Source organism: Leptospira sp. B5-022 (assembly GCF_000347035.1).
Lineage (GTDB): Bacteria > Spirochaetota > Leptospiria > Leptospirales > Leptospiraceae > Leptospira_B > Leptospira_B cinconiae.
On the sequence record NZ_ANIJ01000037.1, the window covers coordinates 1 to 6,614 of the forward strand.

The following is a 6,614-nucleotide window of genomic DNA, read 5'->3' on the forward strand; positions in this document are numbered from 1 at the left end:
TGCGCAAGCACTTGGCACGAGGCTTGCCCAGCAAGACGAGTGACAAAGCGAAATGTGGCGTAGCCCGAGCGAGAGTTGCGTAAGCAAGCTCGAAGCGGAGCGGAAGCACCGACAGTTATACGCAGTGCCCTTTAATCAAGGCCAAGAACGAGCTTTAGACCTTCTTCAACTTCAGACATCTTGTTTGGCTTCAGTTTGCCAGCTTTATTTAAAAATCTTTCTCTATCCAAAGTAACCGTTTGTGAAACATTTACAACCGAGTCTTTAGAAAGATTAGAATCCTTTTTTGATAAGGTTACGTTTCCTGGAGCTTCGGCTATATTTAAATTTGATGTAATTGAGATAACAATCACTGTATTGATATTGCTTTCATTAAAAGAATCATCTTGCACAATGAGAACAGGTCTTCTAAAACCAGGCTCACTGCCAAAAGGAATTCCTAAATCCACCCACCATATTTCACCACGAATCATTCTTTAAACTCTTACGCAGTAGTTCAACGGATAGATTATTTATATTTTCCTTAGAGCTAGCATTTCCTTTGAGATAGATTTTATTTAATCTTTCTGTGACGGATTCTTTACTATGTAATTGAATAAATTCTTCTAATGCCTTGGCAAAAAGCTGACTTCTAGGAATCCCTAATCTTTTCGCGGTCTTCTCTGCAGTTTTGAATAAATCATCAGGAATTGAAACAGCAGTCTTCATATAATTGGTATAACCCAGGTTATACCTAAGTCAATTAAAAATTCCTCCTATTTTTAAAGAAATTAATCTCTTTTAAAAAGAAAGACTATAGGGCATTGCGTATAACGACCGAGGTGTTCCGACGTTTCGCGAGTGCGAAGCACTTGGCACGAGACTTGCCCTGCAAGGCGAGTGACAAAGCGAAATGTGGCGCAGCCCAAGCAAGGGTTGCGCAGCAAGCCCGCAGCGCTGCGGAAGCACCGAAAGTTAGCCGCCGTTCCTTATCGGCTGAGTGGAATCTTTGAGCGTCTGACTTTTATACCAGTAATCCCTTTCATCTTTATGAATTCCTTTATTTCATTTGCTACTCTTGACTGATGTTCTGCCGGACCAACCGTCACTTGGCCAATCTCGTTCGTTGTTGAACTATTCCATTCTTTACTTTCAAATGGCAATTCAATATACGACTTAATCCCTTGGGATAGAGAAACATGTTTCACTAGGTGCTTTTCATCGCTTAATTTCATCCTGTAGACAATACGATATTCCGTCTCTTCTTCAAAATGGCGGTTTTTAAAAAATGGAAGAATGAGAAAAATTTTCGCAAGAATTGCTACAACTGGATCTTTATGTCCCGCCGATACATAATCATAGTCCAAAGGAATAATTTCTAAACATGCTCTGATAATTTTTTCTAAAATCTCAGCCTGATTTTTTACTGAATAGATAGCTTTGCCGTGCATTGCATCTACGTAGTCTAACATCGGCTCGCTCAAGAAACCTATATTGACACCTATACCACCCGAGTATGCTCGCCATTGAGATAGCAAATCCTTTTTTATGCAAAATGAAGCAGTAAAAACTCCATCTCTAAGTGAATTCTTCCAGAAGCCTTTAGTCTTAAGCCCTTGTATATAGTTAAACTTTAAAGATAGTGTCTTATCGCGCTCCAGCCTTCGCAAAACTATTCTTAAAATTAACAACCCATGTTCATATTCAGTTGAATCGTTTAGAAAATAACTATTTGTAAGTCGTAATTTATTTGAGTTAATTATCCCAATTAATCCTTCAAGATTAGTATAGTGGTAAAGAATTTTAATATCTTCACCACTTCCAGTATACTCTTGTAAAATTTCAATGTCAGACTCATCTTCAATTATTAATTCTGCAGGTGTCATATTCATAAGTAATGGCGGCTAACGACCAAGGCTTGACGACGTTTCGCGAGTCCGAAGGACTTGGCGCGAGGCTTGCTATGCAAGACGAGTGACAAAGCGAAATGTGCCGAAGGCCAAGCAAGAGTGCGAAGCAGCTCGAAGCGCTGCGTCAGAGCCGACAGTTAGGCGAAGTAGCGTTTTCTTTATACACTAGGTGGTTCAAAAAACGAAATTCTCGCCATTTCGGCTTTATTCTGCAAATTTATATCAGCAGTTACTAAACCAACATTATACGATGGATTCTCGATCTGGTATTGAATTACTCCTGCAATTATTCGATCATCGTTATTTTCTTTATCTAACCATGATAGTGCTTTCTGAAAATCAGGCTCAGTAGCAATCATTTTAACGGTAATTGTTTTAAAAATGGTAACTCCTTTGCTTAGGCTTCCTTGAGTTCTATATCCTTTAATTTGATTGATTATTTTATTAACTTTCTTTCTAAATTCCTCATCTCTATGAATCATTTTCAATCTATCAAGTTCTGAAAGAACTGTTGGTATCAATAAAATGTCTATTTTTTCGCCAGCTATTGATTTATATAACTCTAAGTTTTGCTGTAGTATTAATGAATTAGTGTCGGGAATTAAAACAATTCGTTCTGCATTCTCATATAACTTCAAAAAATTAGAAATTTTTACAAATTGCTTTTTTATTTCATTTATATTTTCAGCAACCGTCGGTTTAGTTGACCAGTCAGATCTTAACTCAATTTGGTTCTCTATATATCCAAGCGCATTTACAATCTCTCTTTTCAAATCATTCGGGATTTGCTGAATCATTAAATTACAATGTTCTTTCCATTCAATAAACGCTTTCTTAAGCTCTATTTGTCTCGTTTTTTGATCACTGCTTATTTCTTTATTATATGAATAAGGATGTGTAAGAACGAAAATACCTGACTGCGGATTATTCCTAAATTCTTTGATATTCAAAGTAGAGATAAATTCACAGACAAGTCTGTCTATCTCTTGCAACCAATTTTCTAATTTTTTAATATATGCCATTTTTTGTTATAAATTTATATCTAGCTATTTCGCCTAACGACCAAGGTGTTCCGACGTTTGCGATGGCACGAGTTTGCTCTGCAAACGAAGTGACAGAAGCAAATGTGGCGTAGCCCGAGCGAGAGTTGCGTAGCAAGCTCGAAGCGAAGCGGAAGCACCGAAAGTTAGTCGCCGTATTTTGAAGATGATAATTATTGAAATTCTAATAGTCAATATCAGAAAATTCTTCGAAAATCAGCTCCATTCGATTTATTGCTTCAGCTCGAATAATTAAGAATAACATATAGACAATCCCAAATGGAATAAGCAAAAAAGTAAAAGCTAATGGATAAAACTTTAAAGCTGCAATTGGCAATAAGGAAAGAAATCCTAAAAGGAGTAATGGGTATAAAAGTAAGATTACGGATACCCATGAAATTCTAATTTCCGCCGTCCAACCGTCAGGCACCAATTCAATTGTTGAATAAACCAATGGCACGCGTCTTCCTATCGGAGAAATTACCTCTGAACTAAGCCTCCTCCTAACAACAATGTATTTTTCTGATAAAACTTTTATAATCCCATAATCGAATTCTTGAATCTTATTAGGAATAAGTTCAATATTCAGATTAGAAAGTTTTAACCTTTTAAGAAATATCCCCTTGGAAAAATCAATTGTGAAATCTCGATACTCTTTAATAAAGGTAAGTAAAAATGTTATAGTAGATAGACTGGCAATTAACCCAGTCATTATGTAAAAAGCTATTAAAATATTATCAAAATACATTTTTCAAAATATGGCGACTAACGACCAAGGCTTGACGACGTTTCGCGAGTCCGAAGGACTTGGCGCGAGACTTGCTATGCAAGACGAGTGACAAAGCGAAATGTGCCGAAGGCCAAGCGAGGGTGCAAAGCATCCCGAAGCGCTGCGTCAGAGCCGAAAGTTAGCCGACCGTGCCCCAATTACTTGATAAAGATTATAATTTGTCCCAGTCCGGAACGGATCCCTTGCTTTTTATCGTAGAAAGAACTTCACGGAAGTCAGAGAAAATTTGCTTCTTACTTTTACCTTTATAATATTTTTCAAAATATTGAGAAGTCTCCATATCTTGAATTTCTTTCGTAAAAGCATATAAAGCTAATTGATTTATTGATACACCCTGTTCTTCCGCTACTCTTTCAATTTTATGTTTTAGTTCAGAGGGAATCCGGATCGTTAAAACACTTGCTTTAGTCTTCATTCTTTTCCCTCCATATCTTCATAAATTCAGATGGTGTAACAACTTTCAAATCTTCAAATTTTAAATTACTACCAACTAAATAATCTTTAATATTGCTTGTTACTAAGTAATCCGCATTCGATGCAATAGCAAGTTCGACAAAGTGATTATCATCCTCATCTCGCAAATTCGGTCGAAATGAATAATAAATCGTTTGAGCAAAACCTACATATGCAATAAAACTTAGAATTTTCTTAATATCCTTATCTTTGATTCCCAAATCCTTTTTAGAAGTATCTCTTTTCAACACTTCTTCGTATTCTTTAAATACAGGAGTTGATACACTAAGCTTGATCTTCTGATCAAAGATTAATTTTAAAATTGCCCGAGAAGCTCCTGATTCAGCCCGTAAGGCTTGGTATAAAACATTAGTATCTAAGACAATTTTCAATCATACAAATGATAGCATATATACTATCAAAATGTCAATTGTTTATTTTTGTCTTTTTAGTTACTTAAGATTTAATTGGGGCATGTCCGGCTAACGACCGAGGTGCTCCGACGTTCGCAATGGCACGAGTTTGCTCACGCAAACGAAGTGACAGAAGCGAATGTGGCGAAGCCCGAGCGAGTGAGTCGCGAAGCGATCTCCGAGCGGAGCGGAGGCACCGGAAGTTAGGCGACGTCCGATCCAAACACGGTGCATTCAATTAGTTGCATTTTGAGATTCAGTAAATTGCCGTTACAGCAGAATCCTGCTTTCAGATGTTAAATCCCCGCTCCGAATACGGCACCAGTTAAAAACTTTCTATGCAATCTAATTAGCAGGATGAAACTCAAAAACTCGACACCAGAGCATCACAGGAGCGGACAAACTTAAAGAAAAATTTGCTACGGCTCTATCTAAAAATATTTAACCCTAAAATAAAAAGAAAGAAGTTATCGGATGTGCGCCTAACGACCGAGGTGTTCCGACGTTTCGCGAGTGCGTAAGCACTTGGCACGAGACTTGCTCTGCAAGACGAGTGACAAAGCGAAATGTGGCGCAGCCCAAGCAAGGGTCGCTTTAGCGATCCCGCAGCGCTGCGGAAGCACCGAAAGTTAGGCGTAGTTGATGCTGCTACAATCTGCTAATTTTCTTCATTGATCCAACGAATTAGTAATTTCATCTATAGCTTCAATTATACCTATTGCCAAATCTTTGTTTCGTTCACTTTCATTTGTCCTAATAGATACGATTTTAAAATCACCGATATGCTTATGATAAAACATTCTTACACGATTATCAAGATTTTCGCAATCAGCCTCATCTCCGTCGACCAATTCAGCACTAAAGGAGCATAGAATATCCGTCAAGATTTCAAGAGAACAATTTCTTGCTAATTCAGATTGCCCCTCAAAAGCTATTTGAAAAATGAAGGGTAATGCTTTCTCAATAGGCAGATAATAACTACCCGCATGATTATTTCCAATTGAATAAATTACCGAGTTATAGATAGTCCATTTCTCAGATTCAATTTCTATCTTTAGTAATTTTTCTATATAAAATGGAGGTTCAGTAGAATTATAACCATCTGGGCATTTAAACCCATCCCAGTTAATTTCTTTCAAATTTTTCAGAAATAAATCAGTTTCTATCACAGTATATTTTTGCATCAATTACGCCTAACGACCAAGGTGTTCCGACGTTCGCAACGGCACGAGTTTGCGCATGCAAACGAAGTGACGGACGCGAATGTGGCGTAGCCCAAGCAAGGGTTGCGTAGCAAGCCCGCAGCGCTGCGGAAGCACCGAAAGTTATGCGTCGTCCAATTATTGTACTAAATTATTTCAAAAGACATTGTTCGCTATATTTTTGATAGTTAATTCGAACATCGTTATGATTTTGAAAATATCTTTTCCGATCTTCTAAATCGGGTGTCCAACCATAATCTAACATACTAGTCGGACCGCCACCCTCACACTCTTCGCCGCAATCACAATCTGGATGATTTGGCGCCTTTGAACAACTTAATTTAGCAACATGCGCTTTACAAATCTTATAGCAACAAGATCGAGCTTTCTCAATAGAAACATAAAGTTTGTTTTTAAACTCGAAAGGTTTCAAAAATATGCTAAAAACAAAACCAATCTTATTCTGATAATTGACCTTTACCCATCTACCATCTTGGCCAGCAATATTTTCATATTTTGATTCGTATTGAAGAATGAACAATTCATCTTCATTTCTAAAAATATGAATTACTTTCGATTTTATAGAAGGCTTTTCCCGTAAATTAACACTTGTGCCATTTATCAGGAATTTCTCTTCTGCAAGTAGAGAAAAATTAAGGAATAAGCTTACCAAATAAACTGAAAAGAATATCTTATACATAAATAAATTCTCAATTGGATGACGCATAACGACCGAGGTGCTCCGACGTTTGCGATGGCACGAGTTTGCACATGCAAACGAAGTGACAGAAGCAAATGTGGCGAAGCCTGGAGCGAGGGTCGCGTAG

The 6,614-nt window shown here is 37.4% G+C and carries 9 protein-coding genes; all 9 read right to left on the minus strand.

Annotated elements, in window-relative coordinates; translation table 11 throughout:
- Positions 1–131: 131 nt before the first annotated feature.
- Positions 132–473: a type II toxin-antitoxin system PemK/MazF family toxin gene (locus LEP1GSC192_RS15295; protein WP_036090497.1), complete on the minus strand. Its 342-nt coding sequence runs from the start codon at positions 471–473 to the stop codon at positions 132–134.
- Entirely contained in the window at positions 460–708 is a 249-nt protein-coding gene (locus LEP1GSC192_RS15300) for a hypothetical protein (protein WP_036090499.1), read from the minus strand. Before LEP1GSC192_RS15300 ends, LEP1GSC192_RS15295 begins: the two co-directional genes overlap by 14 nt.
- A 260-nt stretch (positions 709–968) precedes the next feature.
- The gene (locus LEP1GSC192_RS19305) at positions 969–1,865 is read right to left on the minus strand and encodes a DUF2971 domain-containing protein (RefSeq protein ID WP_157186920.1); all 897 of its coding nucleotides are present in this window, start codon (positions 1,863–1,865) and stop codon (positions 969–971) included.
- A 182-nt stretch (positions 1,866–2,047) separates the two neighbouring features.
- Entirely contained in the window at positions 2,048–2,911 is an 864-nt protein-coding gene (locus LEP1GSC192_RS15310) for a PIN domain-containing protein (protein WP_020770899.1), read from the minus strand.
- 202 nt (positions 2,912–3,113) lie between these two features.
- On the minus strand, positions 3,114–3,677 hold the full coding sequence (locus LEP1GSC192_RS15315; RefSeq protein ID WP_036090502.1) for a hypothetical protein: 564 nt from the start codon (positions 3,675–3,677) through the stop codon (positions 3,114–3,116).
- Positions 3,678–3,870: 193 nt separating this feature from the next.
- On the minus strand, positions 3,871–4,134 hold the full coding sequence (locus tag LEP1GSC192_RS15320; protein ID WP_020770897.1) for a toxin-antitoxin system HicB family antitoxin: 264 nt from the start codon (positions 4,132–4,134) through the stop codon (positions 3,871–3,873).
- Entirely contained in the window at positions 4,124–4,564 is a 441-nt protein-coding gene (locus LEP1GSC192_RS15325; protein WP_052005241.1) for a putative toxin-antitoxin system toxin component, PIN family, read from the minus strand. Before LEP1GSC192_RS15325 ends, LEP1GSC192_RS15320 begins: the two co-directional genes overlap by 11 nt.
- Before the next feature lie 689 nt (positions 4,565–5,253).
- Positions 5,254–5,769 carry a hypothetical protein gene (locus tag LEP1GSC192_RS15330; RefSeq protein ID WP_036090505.1) on the minus strand — a complete coding sequence of 172 codons (516 nt, stop codon included), beginning with the start codon at positions 5,767–5,769 and terminating at the stop codon, positions 5,254–5,256.
- Between the two features lie 169 nt (positions 5,770–5,938).
- Positions 5,939–6,614, minus strand: a 676-nt coding sequence (locus LEP1GSC192_RS15335; RefSeq protein WP_232421048.1) for an SH3 domain-containing protein, incomplete at its 5' end; no start/stop codon positions are given.